At 37.2% G+C, this 18,675-nt stretch carries 20 protein-coding genes, 1 tRNA gene and 1 riboswitch; of the genes, 17 read left to right on the forward strand and 4 right to left on the reverse strand.

Features of this window, described 5'->3' with window-relative positions; all coding sequences use genetic code 11:
- Window positions 1–206 precede the first annotated feature (206 nt).
- Window positions 207–1,154: an MBL fold metallo-hydrolase gene (locus CAO17_RS15445; protein WP_085994520.1), complete on the reverse strand. Its 948-nt coding sequence runs from the start codon at window positions 1,152–1,154 to the stop codon at window positions 207–209.
- A gap of 422 nt (window positions 1,155–1,576) precedes the next feature.
- Here CAO17_RS15445 and CAO17_RS15450 point away from each other — a divergent pair, with 422 nt between their 5' ends.
- The 13 genes from CAO17_RS15450 to thiE all read left to right on the forward strand — a co-directional run bounded on the left by CAO17_RS15450 (window position 1,577) and on the right by thiE (window position 12,467).
- A complete protein-coding gene (locus CAO17_RS15450; RefSeq protein WP_085993526.1) occupies window positions 1,577–2,197 on the forward strand; it encodes a spore coat protein in 621 nt (206 codons plus the stop codon).
- Window positions 2,198–2,317: 120 nt separating this feature from the next.
- Window positions 2,318–3,121, forward strand: coding sequence for a TIGR00266 family protein (locus CAO17_RS15455; protein ID WP_085994521.1), 804 nt, complete (start codon window positions 2,318–2,320; stop codon window positions 3,119–3,121).
- Window positions 3,122–3,222: 101 nt separating this feature from the next.
- Entirely contained in the window at window positions 3,223–3,405 is a 183-nt protein-coding gene (locus tag CAO17_RS15460) for a YfhD family protein (RefSeq protein ID WP_085993527.1), read from the forward strand.
- An 89-nt stretch (window positions 3,406–3,494) separates the two neighbouring features.
- Window positions 3,495–3,947 carry a YueI family protein gene (locus CAO17_RS15465; RefSeq protein ID WP_085993528.1) on the forward strand — a complete coding sequence of 151 codons (453 nt, stop codon included), beginning with the start codon at window positions 3,495–3,497 and terminating at the stop codon, window positions 3,945–3,947.
- Between the two features lie 209 nt (window positions 3,948–4,156).
- Complete coding sequence (locus CAO17_RS15470; RefSeq protein WP_085993529.1) at window positions 4,157–4,405, forward strand: DNA alkylation repair protein; 249 nt, start codon at window positions 4,157–4,159, stop codon at window positions 4,403–4,405.
- A 122-nt stretch (window positions 4,406–4,527) separates the two neighbouring features.
- A complete protein-coding gene (locus CAO17_RS15475; RefSeq protein WP_085993530.1) occupies window positions 4,528–5,052 on the forward strand; it encodes a type 1 glutamine amidotransferase domain-containing protein in 525 nt (174 codons plus the stop codon).
- A gap of 132 nt (window positions 5,053–5,184) precedes the next feature.
- Complete coding sequence (locus tag CAO17_RS15480) at window positions 5,185–6,324, forward strand: conserved virulence factor C family protein (RefSeq protein ID WP_085993531.1); 1,140 nt, start codon at window positions 5,185–5,187, stop codon at window positions 6,322–6,324.
- Between the two features lie 117 nt (window positions 6,325–6,441).
- Complete coding sequence (locus tag CAO17_RS15485) at window positions 6,442–8,430, forward strand: acetoacetate--CoA ligase (RefSeq protein WP_085993532.1); 1,989 nt, start codon at window positions 6,442–6,444, stop codon at window positions 8,428–8,430.
- A 318-nt stretch (window positions 8,431–8,748) separates the two neighbouring features.
- Window positions 8,749–8,821, forward strand: a tRNA-Ala gene (locus CAO17_RS15490).
- A gap of 453 nt (window positions 8,822–9,274) precedes the next feature.
- Window positions 9,275–9,380, forward strand: a riboswitch (TPP riboswitch).
- 88 nt (window positions 9,381–9,468) lie between these two features.
- Window positions 9,469–9,975, forward strand: coding sequence for an energy coupling factor transporter S component ThiW (gene thiW, locus CAO17_RS15495; protein WP_085993533.1), 507 nt, complete (start codon window positions 9,469–9,471; stop codon window positions 9,973–9,975).
- Between the two features lie 301 nt (window positions 9,976–10,276).
- Window positions 10,277–11,083, forward strand: a complete 807-nt coding sequence (gene thiD / locus CAO17_RS15500; RefSeq protein WP_085993534.1) for a bifunctional hydroxymethylpyrimidine kinase/phosphomethylpyrimidine kinase — start codon at window positions 10,277–10,279, stop codon at window positions 11,081–11,083.
- A complete protein-coding gene (gene thiM / locus CAO17_RS15505) occupies window positions 11,080–11,853 on the forward strand; it encodes a hydroxyethylthiazole kinase (RefSeq protein ID WP_085993535.1) in 774 nt (257 codons plus the stop codon). The genes thiD and thiM overlap by 4 nt, the downstream gene beginning before the upstream one ends.
- A complete protein-coding gene (thiE, locus tag CAO17_RS15510; protein WP_425435917.1) occupies window positions 11,850–12,467 on the forward strand; it encodes a thiamine phosphate synthase in 618 nt (205 codons plus the stop codon). Before thiM ends, thiE begins: the two co-directional genes overlap by 4 nt.
- A gap of 120 nt (window positions 12,468–12,587) precedes the next feature.
- Here thiE and CAO17_RS21125 read toward each other — a convergent pair whose 3' ends face one another.
- Window positions 12,588–12,743, reverse strand: a complete 156-nt coding sequence (locus CAO17_RS21125) for a hypothetical protein (protein ID WP_179151972.1) — start codon at window positions 12,741–12,743, stop codon at window positions 12,588–12,590.
- Between the two features lie 225 nt (window positions 12,744–12,968).
- Here CAO17_RS21125 and CAO17_RS21130 point away from each other — a divergent pair, with 225 nt between their 5' ends.
- Both CAO17_RS21130 and CAO17_RS15520 read left to right on the forward strand, forming a co-directional pair.
- Window positions 12,969–13,493 (forward strand): hypothetical protein, encoded by a 525-nt coding sequence (locus CAO17_RS21130; RefSeq protein WP_085993537.1) that lies wholly within the window; start codon window positions 12,969–12,971, stop codon window positions 13,491–13,493.
- A 78-nt stretch (window positions 13,494–13,571) separates the two neighbouring features.
- Complete coding sequence (locus CAO17_RS15520) at window positions 13,572–13,772, forward strand: hypothetical protein (protein WP_085993538.1); 201 nt, start codon at window positions 13,572–13,574, stop codon at window positions 13,770–13,772.
- A gap of 69 nt (window positions 13,773–13,841) precedes the next feature.
- Here the strand turns inward: CAO17_RS15520 and CAO17_RS15525 are convergent, their stop codons facing one another.
- Together CAO17_RS15525 and CAO17_RS15530 are read right to left on the reverse strand one after the other, a co-directional pair.
- The gene (locus CAO17_RS15525; protein ID WP_085993539.1) at window positions 13,842–15,389 is read right to left on the reverse strand and encodes a BCCT family transporter; all 1,548 of its coding nucleotides are present in this window, start codon (window positions 15,387–15,389) and stop codon (window positions 13,842–13,844) included.
- Window positions 15,390–15,693: 304 nt separating this feature from the next.
- Window positions 15,694–16,512, reverse strand: coding sequence for a squalene/phytoene synthase family protein (locus CAO17_RS15530; RefSeq protein WP_085993540.1), 819 nt, complete (start codon window positions 16,510–16,512; stop codon window positions 15,694–15,696).
- Between the two features lie 244 nt (window positions 16,513–16,756).
- Here CAO17_RS15530 and CAO17_RS15535 point away from each other — a divergent pair, with 244 nt between their 5' ends.
- Complete coding sequence (locus CAO17_RS15535) at window positions 16,757–17,920, forward strand: MFS transporter (RefSeq protein ID WP_085993541.1); 1,164 nt, start codon at window positions 16,757–16,759, stop codon at window positions 17,918–17,920.
- A gap of 233 nt (window positions 17,921–18,153) precedes the next feature.
- Complete coding sequence (locus CAO17_RS15540) at window positions 18,154–18,525, forward strand: hypothetical protein (protein ID WP_085993542.1); 372 nt, start codon at window positions 18,154–18,156, stop codon at window positions 18,523–18,525.
- Window positions 18,526–18,675: the final 150 nt, after the last annotated feature.

Here is an 18,675-nt window from a genome sequence, read left to right on the forward strand (position 1 = left end):
GACGAATAACGCACTAATTAGCGGAGGGAATATACGTAGACTCCTGCGGGATGAGAGGCCTAGTTGAGACACCGTAGTGCGTTAGCACGAAGGGGGCTCATCAGCCGCCCGCGGAAAGCGAAGTATATTTCCGTAGCGGTTTTTATCCACCAATAACGTTCGGCTTTTGCTTAGAGAAAATACTTTTGTCCCAGTCTCTTATTTTATTATTGCTTCAACTTTTGAAAGTAATCAACAATACCCAATGCACAAACTTGCATATCTAAATTGATAATGATATAAGCTGCATTATCATCATCAATACCATTGCTCCGTAAATATTCCTTCACTTTTTCTATTAACCGACCAGACAGCACATCATACCCTTTTTTCTCGGCCATCACTTGTTCTCCCACGTCAACAAAAACCTCAAGCCATTCAGATACTTGACTTAGTGCTTTGTCCACATTTTCCGTTGCCCCAAAATGTCCAAAGTAAATGCGATCCAAATTCATATCCTTCATTCGCTTTATTGAATTTTCCATTGCATTTGGATCAAAATGGTTTGGTGAGGTAGTTGGTAAAAAGAGATCGACACCTTGGTCAATGAGTTCTTGATAGCGTACCCCTACCGTATCACCTGTAAACATTCCATTACTAACTGGATCATAAATACTAATGTGATGCTTTGCATGGCCTGGAGTATCAAAAAACTTCAATGTGCAGTTAGCTCCGATTTTAAGCGTATCCCCTTCTGTTTTTACAAGTAAACGGTCTTCAGGTATAGGTATAATCGGGTCAAAAAAGTCAGAGAAGCTATCCCCATATACTGCGCGTGCCCCCGCTGCCAACTTCCTAGGACTAGCTAAGTGCCTTTCCCCTCTAGGATGTACAATTACCGTGGCATTTGGGCATTCTCTAATAAGTAGCCCCGCTCCGCCAGCATGGTCAAGATGAATATGTGTAACGATAATATACTTTACCTCATCAAGTGAAAATCCTAAGTCTTCAAGTCCTCTCTTAACATACTTAATCGAAGGACTTGGCCCTGTTTCAATTAACGTTAACGCATCCTCATTGATCACATATGTACCAGTACGATTAGCTATATCCATATCAAATCCATCAATTAGATAAATTCGCTCATCTATCTGTATTGGTTTTTTCTCCTTCATTAGCATAACGTTTCCCCCTTTGAACTATAAATGCCTACTTTCATAGTAGCATAAACTAAAATTTATTAATAAATAATTTCATTGTACGATTTTATTTATCTCGGGTTAAGGGGCTGTAACACCCTCTAATGATTGAACATACATTTTATAACACTTTTTCAAATTACTTACTTAATTTTGTTTCGCAGTTTAGATATAATATTCGCAAATTTGGTATAGATGGTTAGTACGTTATAACCAATACAGATTACTATAGCATCATCTACGCAACTTTCGTATCAAATTGAACGACTATTATATATTATGTGCAAATATGTACAAAAATTTAAACCATATTTTGCTTTGATTAACATTTTTAAAGCTGTATAGGTAATCGCTTCTTGATTAAAATAAACGTGACTACATTCAAGGAGGTCATCAATTTGCAAAATCAACAACAAAATCAAAACTTTCAAGGCTCTTCTCAAATACCAGATCAATTTAGTCATGGTGGACATGAACTTTTAGACGCTCACGAGGCTGTTGGTGGGTTAGTTGGTGGAATGGAGCAATATTTGCTTTATGAACAACATGTCCAAGACCCTGAATTAAAAACCATGATGAATAAGCATAAAACGTATTTAACACAAGTATATAATTCGATTGTTCAGACCTTACAAACAGGACAAGAACCAACAGTAAAAACACAAACGTACAATTTCTCGCAAACAAATAATAATACTATTTATGGTATGCAACCATCACAACCTAAAACACCAGCACAATCTGTTAACGAAATCAATGACGAATGTATCACTGGGTTCATGATGGGATGCTTAAAGGCAAATGCATCTGCTTTTACAATGGCTGCTCTTGAAGCGACGAACCCTGTTACACGTCGAGTGTTTGCAGATAGTATCCCAAACATTATTGAGATGGCATATGAGGTATTTTTATACCAAAACCGAAACCAGTATTATCAAGTGCCACAATTGAAACAACAGGATATGCAAGCTTATATCAATAGCTATGCACCTGTTCAAGGACAAATGCCTCCTCATTAATTGACTATTCCATCCAAAACGTGCACTCTAATCACAGAGTGCGCGTTTTTACATTTATTGAATCTTTTTGAGTATTAAGTCGTATGATTAAATAGACTTTAGTCGAAAGGAATGGTAAAAATTAATAATCATGAAATTGACTATAAACTACACGGGGATGACATGCAATTTGTTGAGGTGGAGCTTGACCCACAGGAAACTGTCATTGCTGAAGCTGGAAGTTTAATGATGATGGATGACCAGATAAAAATGGAGACCATCTTCGGTGATGGTTCCACAAACCAAGGTAGCGGGCTTATGGGAAAATTAATTGGTGCTGGAAAACGTGTTTTAACAGGTGAAAGTTTATTTATGACTACGTTTACGAATCAAGGAACAGGTAAAAAACATGTCTCCTTTGCTTCACCATACCCAGGTAAAATTATACCAATGGACCTAAGTGAAATAAATGGTAAATTAATCTGTCAAAAGGATGCATTTTTAGCTGCTGCAAAAGGGGTTTCTGTTGGTGTAGAATTCCAGCGTAAAATTGGTACTGGATTCTTTGGTGGTGAAGGTTTTATTATGCAAAAGCTTGAGGGTGATGGAATGGCTTTTGTACATGCGGGTGGAACCATTCATAAAAAGGAATTAACCCCCGGGGAAAAATTACGTGTGGATACTGGCTGTCTTGTAGCGATGACAGGCAATGTGGGTTATAACATTGAATATGTTGGAGGTGTAAAAACAGCCCTATTTGGTGGAGAAGGTTTATTCTTTGCAACGTTGAGAGGGCCTGGAACAGTTTGGATCCAATCCTTACCGTTCAGTAGGTTAGCAAGTAGGGTATTCGCATCAGCGCCACAACGTGTAGGCTCGGATTCTAAGGGAGAAGGTAGTATTGCTGGTGGTCTTTTTGACTTACTAGGTGGGGACAGAAGATAAGTGTGGAAATCCTACCATTATATGTTCACCCATATATCGTGTAGAACCAAGCCATTTGACACATACTATTAGTGTAAAAATCCTTATAAGAGGTGATACACATGGGTGGAAGAGATGATCATAAGAAAAAGCGAAATAACGTTTTAGCACAAACACCTAAAAATCAATTATCTGATGGAATTGATATGGAGTTTTCTGAAGAGCTTGCAGATGCAGATGACAAACAAGCTCAAGCAAGAAGTCGTGCTGCTGATAAGCGAGCAAAGAGGAAGAAAAGTTTATAATTAGGAATACCAAAACAATTGTGGCGATTCTATAAGACAGAGTCGCCACCTACATACATAACAGATTTAATTGTAAAAGGATGGATAATATGAGTGAAAAGGATGTAAATGACTACCTCACAGAAGGAATGTACGGTACTCATCTACCAAAAGAGGAAGAACGAAAGAAATATTTGGGTACCTTAAGGGAAAGAATTGTGTTAGCACTAACCGTTGGCCAAGTTATGACAGATAAAGGAATAGAGAAATTAGAAGAAGTGATGAAAGAAAACCGTAATGCCTCATTATTAATGAACGGTCATGTATCATCAAGATTTTTATCCGAAGAGAAGAAATTAGCAAATAAATATAATATCCCCTATACGATTGTAAGAAATGAGGAAAATGAAACAGATATTGGCGCTGTTCTCACCTATGACTATGCGATTGATAAAGAAGAAATCTTTTTAAAAGAGGAAATGACAGAGCAACCGGAAAACAATAATGATAAGGACAAAGATAATAACTCTCTACTTTCTAAAATAAAAAGATGGTTTAGTTAAAATAATGGACCATGATTTCTGAAATTCTCAAAGGAAGGGAGTTCGGTTATCCTTCTTCCCTGTTTTGATTTTCATGGCAAACTCCTCCCCCAGCTAATTCAAATTTCGGCTATATTTTAACCTAGAAATTCTTACGTTCATTTCTCAGTGCTGGATTTTTTCATAGAAATAGTTTGGCTTGGAATACTAAATTCAGGAGGTGTTTTGTAATGAATCAAGCTTATCGTTGTCCTAATTGCAAAACAAACAGTTCTAGGTTTAATATCATTGAACAAGTCGCAAAACCAGTAAAATTAGATGCCAATACTGGAGAAGTTTTAAATGACTATACAAATGGTGATGTGGAGGTATTCCACCATCTTTATAAAGGGCCAAAATTCAAAGTCCAGTGTGCAGTATGCGGGTTAGTTGAAGATGAAAACAATTTTGTAAAGTATGCAGAGTACAACCAAAAGTAATATAGTCTATCAAGAACATTGCTCTTTTGAGTAATGTTTTTTACTATTATTAGCTTTTAACAATCGAAATCAAAACAAACCTTTGATACACTTTATGTATAATAATTAATGGAGGGTAATAAATGCGTTTAAATAATAAAAAAATCATTGCGCTTGTGGAGCATGACTTTGAAGACTTAGAACTTTGGTACCCTGTTCTACGTCTAAAAGAAGAATGTGCGCAGGTAGATTTAGTAGGAAAAGAAGCAAAGAAAAAGTATATTGGAAAATATGGAGTTCCTGCAGAATCTGACTTTGCATTTAAGGACATAAATGTTAGTGACTACGATGCCATTTTAGTTCCAGGTGGCTGGGCTCCGGATAAACTTAGAAGATACCCAGAAGTTTTAGAAATGGTTCGTCATATGGATCAGTCTAAAAAGATTATTGGTCAAATCTGTCATGCTGGTTGGGTCCTTATATCAGCAAATATCCTCCAAGGAGTAAAAGTAACGAGTACTCCAGGGATTAAAGATGACATGACCAACGCTGGAGCCGAATGGTATGATAAAGCAGTAACTAGTGATGGTCATATTATTTCTAGCCGTCGTCCCCCAGATTTACCAGATTATATGAGAGTATTCATCGATAAGTTAGCAGAAAAATAACCCTTTAATTTCTATTTTAAAGACGTGGACGGTTTTAGTCGAATTTCTCCGTTTACCAACGAAGAAATTCCAAGTGTCATTTTCACCAGACTTTTTGGACAACCTTTTATACGGGAGAGCAGGAAGTTTGAATTGAGAATTACTTCTATAGAGCCAACACCTAGTCCACATTCTATGAAGATTATTGTAGATGAAAAACTGGACGATGGTGTCACTTTTAATTATTCAAATCAAGATGATCTTACCAATGCGCCTAAGTATGTAAAAGATTTATTTGCAATCGAGGGTGTGAAAAATATTTATCGGGTGGTGGACTTTTTAGCCCTTGCAAGGAATCCAAAAACGCCATGGGAAACGATTCTCCCGGAGGTAAGAAACGTATTGGGGACAGATGAAAACCTAGCCATTGAAAAAGGTAATGAAACAATAAAACAAGATCCTTTTGGGGAAGTTCATGTTTTCATTCAAATGTTTCGTAATATTCCTATGCAAGTTAAGTTGGATGATGGAAATGAGGAAAAACGGTTCGGCCTTCCTAAAATATTTATGGACGCTATAATGGAAGCTTCGTCCGCCTCTCCTAATTTCATCATGGAAAGAAAATGGGTGGAACAGCATCCAAGATACGGTTTGATGGATGAAATAGGGCATGAAGTTGTCGAAGAAATAGAAGCAAGCTACGATCTTGAGCGAATTGAAAAGCTAAAGAAAATCGCTTTAGAAGAAGAACCAGCTAATAATATAACTACTCGCACTGATTCTGAAAAAACTTCTATTGAGGTACTAGATAACCCTGACTGGAAAATTCGCTATGCTGCACTGGACCGCTTAGATCCAACAATAGAAGACTTACCACTACTTGAAAAAGCATTAACCGATGAAAAGTCATCCATACGAAGACTCGCTACAGCTTACTTAGGAATGATTGAAGAGCCTGAGGTTCTTCCCTACCTATATAAAGCATTAAAGGATAAGGCAGTAAATGTTAGGAGAACGGCAGGCGATTGCATATCTGATTTAGGTTTTAAAGAAGCAATCCCTACAATGATTGAAACCTTATCCGACTCAAACAGATTGGTACGTTGGCGTGCGGCTATGTTCTTATATGAAGTTGGAGATGAAAGCTGTATTCCAGCATTAGAAGCAGCCAAAGATGATCCAGAATTTGAAGTACGGATGCAAATCAACATGGCTCTTGAGCGAATCAAAGGAGGCGAAGATGCTAAAGGTTCTGTTTGGCATCAAATGACTCAAGCTACAAAGAGGGATTAAGTACTTTTTATACTTAATCCGCTTTTTTTATTCATAGTCCCTTTTCTCTAACCTTTACATAGGACATTTTGTTCTCTATAATAGTATTAATAGTCTAAATATTCAGGAGTGATTAGTTTGACCAACGTTGAAGAAGGTACTTTATTATGGAAACCAGATAAAAAAAGAAGCCAACATTCCAAACTGTTTCAATATATGAAATGGCTAAATACCGAGAAATCACTATCCTTTCATGATTATCAATCCCTTTGGCAATGGTCTGTCGATAATATAGAGGATTTTTGGGAATCCATATGGAAATATTTCGGAATTAAATCGAAAAATCCATATCAGACCATATTATCCACTCACAAAATGCCTGGGGCGAAGTGGTTTCCTGAATCTACCATTAACTATACAGAACACATATTTAAAGAACGGAAAGAAAATCATACTGCAATCATTCATACTTCTGAATTGCGCCCAAAAGAAGAAATAACTTGGAAACAGCTTTATAAAGACACTGCGAAAATGCAGCAAACATTACGTGAACTAGGTATTAAAAAAGGGGAACGCGTTGTCGCTTATGTACCAAATATTTACGAAACCGTTGTTGTTTTTCTAGCTACGGCAAGTCTCGGGGCAATTTGGTCAAGTGCTTCTCCCGATTTTGGAACCCAAAGTGTGATTGATCGCTTTAAGCAAATAGAACCAAAAGTAATGATTACCGTTGACGGTTATCAATATGGTGGGAAAAAATTTGATCGTACGGATGTCATTACTAGTATTCAATCTGAACTCCCTACATTAGAAGCAACGATAGCTATTCCATACCTAAACCAAAACCCTGATATAAGCAACCTTAAAAAACCTATCCTATGGAATGAAGCCGTACAATCTAAAGGAGAATCGGAAGTAATTACATATGAGTATGTATCTTTTAATGACCCTCTTTGGATTTTGTTTTCATCTGGAACGACAGGGAAACCAAAACCTATTGTTCAGAGTCAAGGTGGAATCCTCCTAGAACATTTAAAAGCACTAAACTTACATGTTGACCTTGGAGAAGATGACCGTTTCTTTTGGTTCACCACTACAGGCTGGATGATGTGGAATTTCCTTATTGGCGGACTTTTAACAGGTAGTTCTATTATTCTATATGATGGAAATCCAACCTATCCGGATTATAATGCAATGTGGAAATTAGCTGAGGAAACTAAAATGACCGTGTTTGGAACAAGCGCCAGTTATTTAACAGCCTGTATGAAAGCTGGAGTGAAGCCTGGAGAACAATTTGATTTATCCAATTTAAAAAGTATCAGTTCCACAGGATCACCTTTACCACCAGAAGGATTTCATTGGTGTTATGAAAATGTGAAAGAAGACTTATGGATTGCTTCTGCAAGTGGTGGAACAGATGTATGTACTGCCTTTATATTAGGTGCTCCTATTCTTCCTGTTCATGCAGGTGAATTACAATGTCGTGGATTAGGCGCTAAAATAGAAAGCTTTGATGATCATGGTCATTCACTAATCGATGAAGTAGGAGAGCTTGTTTTAATCGAGCCATTCCCATCCATGCCTATTTACTTTTGGAATGACCCAGATGGAAAACGCTTATATGAAAGCTATTTTGACGTATTCCCAGGAATATGGCGACATGGCGATTACTTAAAAATTACGAATCGCGGTACATGTGTTATTTATGGGCGATCTGATGCAACCATCAATCGTGGCGGTATCCGCATTGGAACAAGTGAAGTCTATCGGGCCGTTGATCAAGTAAAAGAAGTATCAGACAGCCTAATTGTTGACGTACCATTAGATAAAGGGGATTCATCTACCCCACTTTTTGTGGTAATGAAGGATGGTTATAGCCTAACAGAAGAGGTGAAAAAGTCCATTAAAAACCAAATTCGTACACAATGCTCACCGCGTCATGTACCAACGGGTATCTACGAAGTAAGTGAACTGCCTACTACATTAAACGGTAAAAAGCTAGAAGTACCGATTAAAAAAATACTTATGGGCAAGCCAATTGATCAAGTCATTAACAAAGGCTCATTAAGCAATGCCAAGGCACTTAATTACTTCGTAGACTTTGCTCGAAAGCAAACACTTTCATAATATAAAAAGAGGTCTCCGGATTTAAAGCGGAGGCCTTTCCTCTTTTATGAATTATTAAAAGGTTGGTTCCAAAACTTAATCCAACTAAACCAAATAATGTCCAATTCATTTCTCTTTTATTTTCTCATCTTCATATTCGCTATTTTAAATCGGTAATCTCAATCTTTTATCTTATGCTTTTCCAAAACACGTCGTTCTCCCCATGTTGATAATTGTATAGGAAGCACTCGAAATGTAAATTTTCTACTCAGCAACAAACGTATCCTATAATCCTATTGAAATAACTTTCAGGAAGTTGTATAATAAAATTAAGTCAAAGGGGCATTAGCTCAGCTGGGAGAGCGCTTGCATGGCATGCAAGAGGTCAGCGGTTCGAGCCCGCTATGCTCCATCACAGATTTATAAAGGGTAATGGACAAATAACTGTCTATTACCCTTTTTTTCTTCATATTTTCAACATTTCCTGGGAAATATCGACATCTTCCCCTGAATTTTGCCAGTTTAGGCTAAAGTTTGTAAATGACTATTCCATATTTCTCTTTTAATTAGGTTAAGGGAAAGTAATACCCCACTGATTGAAGATTCACTTAATCAAAATAAATAGATCAAACATTTGTTTGATTTATAATACAATCAGATTCTTCTATCTTTCTATGGGAACTTAAAGTTCATTCACTCTTATATGGATTATCCCCCATCCTTGACGCTTTAGTCTGCTATAAAATCGATATAGTAACAATTACATCTAAAAACAAATCTAAGAAGGAACGAATATCAAACTAATAATGACAAATAAGAGAATCTTTGTTATTCTTAACTTGAACTTCAAATTGAATACATCACAATAATCTACTAGGGGTGCTCAAACATGAGCTGAGAGGAATTTATTTTCCGACCCTTAAGGACCTGATCTGGTTAATGCCAGCGGAGGGAAGTAGTCTGACAAAACGGTCAATCTATATTCTCATATAAAAGCTAGGTCCATTATAGGATTTGGCTTTTTTTGTGTAGATCCAGTTCTAATGAAAGGAGGAAAACATGAGTAAAACTAGACTACTGACAACAATGGCCGTATTTATAGCCTTAGGAACGGTTACGGCTCAATTAATTTGGTTTCCAGCAGGTGTGTCTCGGGCATACCCGGTACAGCATGCTGTCAATGTTTTAGCAGGAGTTTTACTAGGACCTGGTCCCGCTGTCATAATTGCCTTTATGATAGGACTTCTACGTAATATGCTTGGGCTTGGTACCTTACTAGCATTCCCAGGTGGTATGATCGGTGCCTTTTTAGCAGGGTACTTCTATAAGAAGACACACAAAAGAGGACTAGCTGTCATTGGTGAAGGCATAGGCAGCGGAGTTATTGGAGCTTTAATATCTGTACCATTTGCTCATCTTTTTATGGGAAGTGCTGTCGGAGCATTCGCATTCATGCCGGCATTTCTTGTCAGCAGTATACCAGGAGCTATTATTGGATGGTTTATTTTATCAAAAATAATAAAGCCCGGTAGTACCCCGTTTCCTATTAATCAAACAACAAAATAATTATATAGAAAGTATACGAAAACTGCTAGGGGCGCTAACAGGCTGTGATAAGGTACATACCTTTTTCTCTTTTAACCTCCTCTGGGTAATTCCAGCGAAGGAAAGTAATCGGAAACGTATTTTATCTATCACCTATCAATCTGCTTAATCCCCTAGTAAGCTTCAAATGATAAATAAATTAAGGAGGCTTTTCCTTGTCATTTACTGAACAATTACGTAAAGAAAACGAAAATGCAGAGAATGCATCTCCATTAGAGAATACCTGTGAAAATTGGCCATCAAGAAGGATGGTGACAAAATAATGAAACACATCCCTTGTTCCTTAACAATAGCTGGAACTGATCCGAGTGGTGGCGCTGGGATTCATGCAGATTTGAAAACATTCCAGGAGTTAAAAAGCTATGGTATGTCTGTAATTACATCCGTTGTTGCCCAAAACACAACAGGTGTACAAGCGATACACCATGTTCCAATTGAGATTATTGAAAAGCAATTGAAATCGGTAATATCCGATATGCCAGTTCATGCATTGAAGACAGGAATGATTGCAAATATAGATATGATGGAAGTCATCGCATGGAATATTCCTAAATTTCAAGCCCCTTTCGTGATGGACCCTGTGATGGTTGCAACAAGTGGGGACGCACTGATTGAAGAACAAGCTCGTGACTTTTTAAAAGAAAAATTATTACCATTAACTACGGTAATAACACCAAATATACCAGAAGCCGAATTTCTAACCGGACAGAAGATTCAATCTGTAGATGATATGAAACAAGTTGCAAAGGCTATCGTTCATGAATTAGGCGCAAATGCGGCACTTGTAAAAGGTGGCCACTTAGATGGAGAAGCGATTGATTTTCTTTATGATGGTTCTAGCTTATACCACTTTTCAGCTAAACGAATTCCAACGAAAAACACGCATGGAACAGGCTGTACGTATTCTGCAGCAATTACTGCCTTTTTAAGTCAAGGATTTTCTCTTTATGATGCAGTAGAAAAAGCAAAACATTTTGTAACTGCCGCTATTAAACAATCATTTTCAATTGGGGCTGGAAATGGACCAACCAATCACTGGGCTTTACGAGAGGACGGAGTTAAACAATGAATGCAACCATTATAAAAGACGTTCGATTAAATACACCATTAATCCATCACTTAACCAATAATGTGGTCATTAATTTTACTGCAAATGGATTATTATCCTTTGGTGCAGCACCCATTATGGCCAAAGCTGAGGAAGAAGCGAGCGACATGGCTTCTATCAGTGATGGGGTATTGATAAACATTGGTACCTTGACTTCCGATGACCTAAGAGCCATGATATCAGCTGGTAAGGCTGCGAATGAAAATGGGGTTCCAGTTGTGCTAGATCCTGTTGGGGTTGCCGCCACTCCTTTTCGAACGAAAGCAATTAAACAAATTTTGGAGGAAGTTCACCCAACAGTAATTAAAGGAAATGCTGGTGAATTAGCCTTTCTTGTTGATATACCTTGGCAAACAAAAGGTGTCGAATCAGTTGGCGAAGGTGACGTGGAGGAAATCGCTAAGAAGGTTGCGGAAACTTACCAGACAACGGCTGTTCTAACAGGAAAAACAGATATTATCAGTACCGTAGAAACGACCTTTACAAATAATACTGGGCATCCTTTATTAGCTAAAGTAACCGGGGCTGGTTGCTTATTAGGCTCTACTATTACAGCATGCCTAACAACCAATGCAAAAGTTGAGGAACAAGCACTTACTGCAGTAGAATTCTATGGATTAGCAGCAGAGTTTGCAGCATCCCATAAGGAAGTTCGAGCTTCTGGAACTTTCCTTCCTCATTTTGTTGATGCATTATCCATGGAACCTGATAGCTTGAAAGGAGTAAAATAATGGGAGCAACATACTTACGGAAGTACTTTATTATGGGAAGCCAAAACTGTGATCGAAATCCAGTGGAAATATTGGTAGAGGCAGCAAAAGCAGGTATAACAGCTTTTCAGTTTCGTGAAAAAGGAGAAGGATCTCTGACCGGAGAAGCAAAATTAGAGTTAGGAAAAGAACTGCGTGAAATCTGCAGACAATATCACATTCCTTTTATAATTAATGACGATATTCATTTAGCTGAACCACTAGACGTAGATGGAATTCATGTAGGTCAAGACGATCAACCGATAGATGAATTACAGAAAATGTTTCCAGATAAAATTATGGGTCTTTCCATTTCCAATGATGAAGAACTTGCAAACAGTCCCATTCATTTAGTGGATTACGTAGGTGCAGGTCCTATATTTTCAACCAAAACGAAAGAGGATGCAAAGAAAGCAGTTGGCCCAGAGTGGATTCAAAAGTTAAGAGATAAGCATCCGTGGCTACCTATTGTAGGTATTGGTGGTATTAACACTTCCAATTCTAAAGACGTTCTTAATGCAGGAGCTAATGGGATTTCCGTAATTTCCGTAATTACAAAATCAAGAAACATACAGGAGACTGTGAAAAATCTATAGTTTATAAATCAATGGGCAGGTTACCATTGGCTTGCCCATGCTATTTTTTAGCAAACGGAAATATCCTTATATATCCTATAATGATCCATATTACTATTACCCATCCAGATCTATCTTCATTTACAGAGGGTGTTCTTTTTCTATATAGACATTTCTTTTTTTATCAGCATTACTCTCAACTTCATCTTTCCACTGCCAACTAAAAACAACAAAATCTAAAGTGAATCTTCCATCAGTGGGGTTTTCTTTTATCCACAGTTTATACCACAAGGGCATGACACAAGGCCCTCCTCCACCTAAAAGGATTCGTCTTTCCTCTTTTTTAGTTGGGGTATTACTGTCCCTTAACCTGAGATGAAAAAAAGGTGTTAATAAATATCTCTCATTCGCAACTGGTAAAATCCCCTATAGTCATTAGCCCAATCTTGCTCATATCATTCTCCAACTAGACTTATTCCCCATATAGTAAAGAGAGCATATTTTTAAGGGGGAAGAAAGCTAATGAATCAATATTTTCCACATCAACAACAACCTTTCAATCAACCTTATTACCAGGAAGATGAGACACAATTTAATCAACCTTACTACCAGGAAGATGAAAGGCAATTTAATCTTCCATGGTATTTATTTAATCAAGTCTTTCCTGGTGGAGGACCGGGAGGAGGATTCCCTGGTTTTCCAGGTGGTGGACCAGGCGGAGGGTTCCCTGGCGGCGGACCAGGTGGTGGACCAGGTGGAGGGTTCCCTGGTGGAGGACCAGGTGGTGGGCAACAATCAGGACCACCAACATCTCCACCGCCTAATTTTACTCCTCAACAATCACAATTCCAGACATTTGCAGTAGACCCGGGCGGAATACGAGGTTGCCTATTTCGATTCACCTATGTTTGGCTAAGAAGAGATTCCTTCTGGTATTTCCCTACCTTTGTAGGAAGAAATTCTATCGCTGGTTGGAGATGGAATGGCTGGAGATGGGTATACTTTGGTATAGACCTTAATCGAATTCAATCCTTCCAATGCTTCTAATTAATTAAAAGGTCATAGGAAAGCCGCACAGTCTCCCTCCCTCTACAAACATACAATTTAGTAGAAGGAGGGGAAAATTTGAATCACTTAATATTTCTATATTTAACAGCTATTTTAGCTGGATTCGCGCTAATTGGGTTAACCATTTTGGTTACAACCGGATTTGTGGCCTCCATTGCGACTATTTTAATTGCTGTTGGAACTACTGCAATCATCGTCTTTTCATTAGCCCTATTGTATTTAGCAGTTCGAGCACTTTTTAACAAACATTTTAAATAGAAATTCCTTCTATGTTTATGTAACAAGCAAAAAGCCTTCATCTATTTCAATGAAGGCTTTTACTACTAATTATTTATCCACTTTTTTTCTCATTTCTCTTTGCCAAATAAGCCCTTGATCAAGTGCCATCTTCCTTGCAATTCTTGGCGCATTCCATAATGGCGGTAGTAGCAACAATGATACCGGTACGGCAGTGATAACAATGGAATTTTGGATAGAAGAAATGCTATTTTCTCCTATTGTAAGAATCATCACTGTCGTTAAACCAAAAATGGCTGCCCAGAATACACGCAACCATCTTACTGGATGATCATTACCAGATAGTGTTGCAGCTACGGTGTAAGACATGGTATCCGTTGTTGTTGCAACAAAGATAATGGATACCATTAAGAAGGCTAAACCAAATAAAGTACCCATTGGCAATTGATCGGTGATCGCCATAACCGCTGCTGGCATTCCACCCTCATTTAATGCATTCGAAATGGAACCAGGATTTTGCGTTTCAAAAAACACACCTGTTCCCCCTACAACTGAGAACCAAAAGTTATTTACTAATGGGGCTACAATGGACACAGCAATAACCAATTCTCTTATAGTTCGACCTCGTGAAATTCGACTAATAAATACTATTAGCATTGGTGCGTACCCGATAAACCATCCCCAGAAGAAGATGGTCCATCCTCCTAACCAAGCATGATCCCCACGATATAAACTCATTTCAAAGAAATGCTGGATATGAAAACCTGTTCCTCCTACAAAGGAATCTATAATAAACAAGGTAGGTCCAATAACGAGGATTACTGCTGCTAAGAACACAGTAAATATCACATTATAATTACTTAAATGGTAAATTCCCCTATCTACTCCTGTTGCTGCAGAAATCCCAGCAATTCCAGCTAACGCAAGTACAACAATAATACTTACAGTTAATGTATTAGGAACATCAAATAAGTGATTTAACCCATATGATATCTGTAGTCCTAAGAAACCAAGTGGCCCTAATGTACCTGCAACCGTTGCAATAATGGAAAATATATCTGCTGCAGATCCAACCGCACTCTTATGATAAATTCTCTCACCGAAAATGGGATAAAGTAACCCTCTTGGGCGTAATGGTAATTTTTTCGTGTAATGCACATACATCATTACAATGGATGATAATGTACCTAGAATAGCCCAGGCTGTAAAACCCCAGTGTAAAAAGGATTGTGCGAAAGCTGCAGGAATATTATTAAATTCCCCTCCACCAAACAATGGCGGTGTGGACATGTAGTGATAAATTGGTTCAGATGCTGCCCAGAACACCCCTCCACTAGCCAATAACGTCACTAAAATCATGGATACCCAACCAAAAAAGCTGTACTTTGGTTTATCCATATTTCCTAACTTAACCTTTCCATATTTAGAGAAGGCCAGTACCAAACCAATAGCGAAATTTAATAATAGTAATACCTGCCAATAAGCACCGAACAATTCTGCTGATAAATCAAATAATGTTGAAATGGTATTACCAACCATGTCACTATTTATAAAGGACAAAATAATAAATCCTATTAAAAATCCACCACTAATGATAAATACTGGCCAATCTAGCTTTACCTTTTTCTTTTGATCCACGTTTTTCCTCCTAATAATCTAGGAGCAAGCGTCTAAAACATCATAATACGATTTGCCAATTAAAGACCGTTGGATGGAAGTGGGAACTGCCCATCGACAAATCCACCAACTTGCTCTTTTTTAAAACACATTTTCTCATTATAGGCAAATTACGTATTTTCGTCAATTACGAATTAAACTGTCCCCTAAAATCCCCTGAAAAATGTTAGTGCTAAACCATCACATACCTTTCTTACAACTGATAGTAAATATAATTTTCAGAAATAGGTATCAAACAAAACGATATATATCGCATCGCTTTGTCTTAATCATTTATAATTTCCTCAACAGTGGACTCTACCTCATTACGGGTCATTTTTTCCTTCCCTAACTTTAATGTACCAAGTGTTCTTTTAGCTAGGGCTAACGGAATTTTACAAAATCGTAGAATCGTTTTCGTTTGAATAGATTCTATATATGTATCTGCCTTCTTTAAATTTTCCTCCGCATAAGAAAACAAATCAGCACGACTCCATCCATCTGGTAAAAATTCTACTCCTCTCTCCGCATCTTCATCCTGATTTCGCAACATATTTACAGCTTGTAAACCACGTCCATAACCAATTGCTAAATCACGGTCTGTTTTGGTTCCATCATACCATTCCCAAATATCAGAAAGCATTACACCTACTAGCCCAGCAACATAATAGGTATATTCATCTAAATCTTCTTTTGTTTTAATCACCCAGTTTTTTTCAACCCAGCTTGCCATTCCACCAGCCATTATGCTCGTTGATTCCTTTACTTTTCCAAGAATCTCATCCGGACAAACTAACAGCCAATCATGTAATCTAATAGTAACCTCAGGCAATTTACTCTTATAAGGCTCAATCAACTCCTGGTATGACTCTCTTTCAAATGTATCGTTTAACATATCACGAATGGAATGTAATAAATATATTTTCGATTCCGTATCAAGCTCTTCATGGTCTTCAATTTCATCAATTGCTCGCATACATAAATATGCGGAGCCTACAGTCATTTGAAGTGGCTTTTTTAATAAACTAATTGGAATGTAAAAAGTTCTACTAGTTTCCTTTAAAACTCTGTTTGCATCTTTTTTCAATGTCTTATCTATACCCATTTGGTTGTCTTTCTCCTTCCATAAAGGTAATTTCAGTATAACAAACATCCCAATTAATTTCTTCTTTCTTCGATTTATCAATATAGTACATCCTTGTTTATTCCCTATAATAGAAAAAATAAACTTATTTATTCATAGAAAGTCACAAGAATATAGGAATGACATCTAAGATTGTTGGACTTGTAATTATAATTGAATAAGCATACCATAGAAAAGAATTCACATCTAAGAAAGGCGTTATTTCATGGACAAACGAGTTTATTTATTTACCATAGTTTCTTTCGTAGTAGGTATGGTTGAGTTAATTATAGGTGGTATCTTAGATTTAGTAGCTAAAGACTTAAATGTTAGTATTGGACAAGCTGGCTTACTAATTACTATTTTTTCTTTAACTTTTGCTATTTCTGGTCCTATTTTAGCTGTTTTAACCGCGAATATGGAACGGAAGCGATTAACAATGATAACATTGATTATTTTTTTCATTGGCAATTTGGTTGCTGTTATAAGCCCTAACTACACCACTCTATTTCTAGCTAGAATTATTGCCGCAGCCAGCAGTGCTTTACTGATAGTACTTTGTGTGGTAATGGCAGCTAACATTGTGGAACCAAAATATCGAGCAAGAGCAATTGGTATTGTAAACATGGGAGTCAGCGGATCTCTCGTACTAGGCGTACCAATTGGTTTGATACTGGGAAACAGCTTTGGTTGGAGAGCGCCATTTATCTTTATTACGGTATTAACGATATTTTCGATGTTGGGGATTTTATTTTTGATGGAAAAAGTAACTCCTCCTGGGGAACATATCTCATTAAAAAAACAATTAGCATCATTAAAAGAGCAAAAGATTCTCTTTGCACACCTTACAACTTTTCTTCTGCTAACTGGTCACTCAACCTTATATAGCTATCTAACTCCTTTCTCTAAATCAACTATGGGACTTGATGGAACTTGGATTAGCATTATTTATTTAATTTTTGGCGTTGCAGCAGTAAGTGGTGGAGTAGTTGGAGGAACATTTGGAGATAAATTTGGATTCAAACCGACATTAATAGGCATTATAATTGTTTTTGGTTTTGCTATTCTAGCCATCCCTTCTACAACATTTCTACTACCATTATTCTTAATTGTTCTAGTTATCTGGGGTATGATGAGCTGGGCTATTACGCCACCATTACAAAGTTATTTAATGGTATCTGCTCCGGAAACATCAAATATTCAAATCAGCCTTAATAATTCTGCATTACATTTAGGAATTGCTACAGGGGCTTCTATCGGCAGCATCATTATTGATACATCATCTGTCGAATACAATGCAACATTTGGAGGTATTCTTGCTTTCCTATCCTTAGGAACTATATTAGTATCTATGAAAAAAAGAGCTAAACACGAAAAATCCCTAGCTTAAGTTAAGCCAGGGACTTTTCATGCCGGGTAAATTTTTAGAAGTACTTAATCCATCCCTACCCAAAATCGCGTCACCCCCTCACTCAAACCATATCCTTGTGAAAAACTAATAATATTTTTGTTAACAAATTTGTCAATTATCTATGATTGCCTAGGTGAAGCGTTTTCATGTATAATGAATATAGTGATTTATTTCACATATTGGTTTATACTATATATAAGGAGGTAATCACAGTGTTTGTACAAACAAATCGCATTTCAAATGTTTTATCAAATAATAATCACCTAACACCCGCAAGTATTCTTCAGGAAACCGTTCGTCAAAATATGGCAAATTACCAAACCTTAAACGTAAAATTAGATTCACCTTTACTTGCACCACATTTAGGGGTACGCACTGTCCAAATAAGAATCGATAACGTATGGTATATAGGGGTAGCCATCAATTCGATATCGTTAGCAGAGAATGGCTCTAGAAAGAAGGTTATTAAATTGCATATTAAAAACTTTAATGGAACTTACAGTAATCAACATGTGGTTATTAATTGGAGCCCAACAAAAGACCCTTATAAATTACAGATACGGAAGCATAAAGTAGCTTCTTAATTGTTATGAACTTGAAAATGCTAGTGGAAAAGGATTGGCATGCCTGTCAATTTTTAATACCCCAATTCATATTTTAGATTTTTACCTGCCCATTCTTTTCCAAAATGCTTTCAAACTTAACTACTTGCATTTTACCTTCTATCTAATATC

The sequence above is a fragment of the Oceanobacillus senegalensis genome (assembly GCF_900176885.1).
Classification (GTDB): Bacteria; Bacillota; Bacilli; order Bacillales; family Amphibacillaceae; genus Oceanobacillus; species Oceanobacillus senegalensis.

Bases quoted from the DNA above. Each gene is read 5' to 3' on its own strand.
- CAO17_RS15445 (WP_085994520.1), bottom strand. From the start codon at position 1,154: ATGAAGGAGAAAAAACCAATACAGATAGATGAGCGAATTTATCTAATT.
- CAO17_RS15460 (WP_085993527.1), top strand. From the start codon at position 3,223: ATGGGTGGAAGAGATGATCATAAGAAAAAGCGAAATAACGTTTTAGCA.
- CAO17_RS15465 (WP_085993528.1), top strand. From the start codon at position 3,495: ATGAGTGAAAAGGATGTAAATGACTACCTCACAGAAGGAATGTACGGT.
- CAO17_RS15470 (WP_085993529.1), top strand. From the start codon at position 4,157: ATGAATCAAGCTTATCGTTGTCCTAATTGCAAAACAAACAGTTCTAGG.
- CAO17_RS15475 (WP_085993530.1), top strand. From the start codon at position 4,528: ATGCGTTTAAATAATAAAAAAATCATTGCGCTTGTGGAGCATGACTTT.
- thiW (WP_085993533.1), top strand. From the start codon at position 9,469: ATGAGTAAAACTAGACTACTGACAACAATGGCCGTATTTATAGCCTTA.
- thiD (WP_085993534.1), top strand. From the start codon at position 10,277: ATGAAACACATCCCTTGTTCCTTAACAATAGCTGGAACTGATCCGAGT.
- thiM (WP_085993535.1), top strand. From the start codon at position 11,080: ATGAATGCAACCATTATAAAAGACGTTCGATTAAATACACCATTAATC.
- CAO17_RS21125 (WP_179151972.1), bottom strand. From the start codon at position 12,743: ATGCCCTTGTGGTATAAACTGTGGATAAAAGAAAACCCCACTGATGGA.
- CAO17_RS21130 (WP_085993537.1), top strand. From the start codon at position 12,969: ATGAATCAATATTTTCCACATCAACAACAACCTTTCAATCAACCTTAT.
- CAO17_RS15530 (WP_085993540.1), bottom strand. From the start codon at position 16,512: ATGGGTATAGATAAGACATTGAAAAAAGATGCAAACAGAGTTTTAAAG.
- CAO17_RS15535 (WP_085993541.1), top strand. From the start codon at position 16,757: ATGGACAAACGAGTTTATTTATTTACCATAGTTTCTTTCGTAGTAGGT.